This window comes from Peribacillus sp. NPDC056705, assembly GCF_043656335.1.
Genome location: NZ_JBHTYI010000212.1, coordinates 1 through 1,287, shown reverse-complemented (window position 1 = coordinate 1,287; position 1,287 = coordinate 1). Strand labels below are relative to the sequence as shown.

Here is a 1,287-nt window from a genome sequence, read left to right as displayed (position 1 = left end):
GGTGCGATATTTGCATGAGGTTGAGGAGTTAGCGCGAACTTATGATGTGAAAGCGATAGTGGAAACGCATCATCTGACGATAACACCAAGTGCGTCCTTGGCACATCGGTTGGTGTCGTCTTTCAATCCCGATCAGATCGGCGTATTGTATGATCCCGGGAATATGGTGCATGAAGGCTATGAGAACTATCGTATGGGCTTAGAACTGCTGGGGCCTTATCTTGCTCACGTACATGTGAAAAACGGCGGTTATCAACAGCATAAGGCAGAGGACGGAAGTTCTTCCACATGGTCGAGCGGCTGGGTTGCACTGAATCATGGTGCAGTTCCCTGGTCGCAGGTTATTCAGGATTTGGAATCAGTCGGTTATGACGGATATTACGGGGTGGAAGATTTCAGCGGTACGTACTCTTCAGGTGAAATGCTAACTCGCTTTGCTGAACAGATGCGGGTGTGGACCGAGCAGAAACAAACGACATAAATTGGATGAAGGAGGTACGAAGGTTATGAATCAGGTTAGAGTAGGGGTTATCGGGCTTGGTATGGGCTTCTCACACGCAAGAACGCTGGCAGCCGGACGAGTGGTTGGGGCCAAGCTTGTTGCTGTATGTGATCTGAAGCCAGCCAAACTAGAAGAAGCCAGAGCTACACTTCCAGCCGATGTACGGATATGGGACGATGTGGACGCAATGATCGAGTCGGGCGAATTGGATGCAGTGATCATAGCAACACCGCATTATGGGCATCCGCAAGAAGCCGTCCACTGTTTGAAATCAGGCCTTCATGTTCTCATTGAGAAGCCGGCTGGCGTGTATACGAAGCAGGTTCGCGAGATGAACGATGTTGCCAAGAATAGCGGCAAAGTATTCTCCATCATGTACAACCAGCGCTGCAATCCGCTGTATAAGAAGCTGCGAGAACTTATAGCTGATGGTGAGCTTGGTGAAGTCCGGCGCATGAATTGGATCGTTACGAATTGGTATCGTTCGCAGAGTTACTACGATTCAGGCGGCTGGCGCGCGACTTGGGGAGGCGAAGGTGGGGGCGTGCTCATCAATCAATCCCCGCATCAGCTCGACTTATGGCAATGGACAACCGGAATGATGCCTACGCGAATCCGGGCTTTCTGTTCGTTCGGCAAGTATCGCAACATCGAGGTTGAAGACGATGTGACCGCTTATGCGGAATATGAGAACGGCGCTACAGCTGTCTTTATTACGACCACGGGGGAAGCGCCAGGGACGAATCGATATGAGGTAACAGGCGACCGCGGGAAGATTGTGATCG

At 51.1% G+C, this 1,287-nt stretch carries 2 protein-coding genes; both read left to right on the top strand.

The features are described from left to right. A partial coding sequence (locus ACFRAK_RS29015) for a sugar phosphate isomerase/epimerase family protein (RefSeq protein WP_394573201.1) occupies nt 1–481 on the top strand: 481 nt, incomplete at its 5' end. Nucleotides 482–506: 25 nt separating this feature from the next. After that, on the top strand, nt 507–1,287 hold a 781-nt coding region (locus tag ACFRAK_RS29010), incomplete at its 3' end, for a Gfo/Idh/MocA family protein (RefSeq protein ID WP_394573200.1).